The 316-nt window shown below is 55.4% G+C and carries 1 rRNA gene; it reads right to left on the reverse strand.

The features are described from left to right. Positions 1-316 (reverse strand): 23S ribosomal RNA (locus DA373_RS16165); the annotation flags it as partial.

Genomic DNA, 316 nt, shown 5'->3' on the forward strand with positions numbered 1-316 from the left:
TCCTTCACCCGAGTTCTCTCAAGCGCCTTGGTATTCTCTACCCGACCACCTGTGTCGGTTTGGGGTACGGTTCACACACATCTGAAGCTTAGAGGCTTTTCCTGGAAGCAGGGCATCAATGACTTCCTGACCGTGGTCAGTTCGTCTCGGGTCTCAGGATTGCGCGTCCGGATTTGCCTAAACACGCTCCCTACTCCCTTTCACCAGGACAACCAACGCCTGGCCCATCTAGCCTTCTCCGTCCCCCCATCGCAATGTGTGTCAGTACGGGAATATTAACCCGTTTCCCATCGACTACGCCTTTCGGCCTCGCCTT

The organism is Oceanimonas marisflavi, assembly GCF_003049725.1.
Lineage (GTDB): Bacteria > Pseudomonadota > Gammaproteobacteria > Enterobacterales > Aeromonadaceae > Oceanimonas > Oceanimonas marisflavi.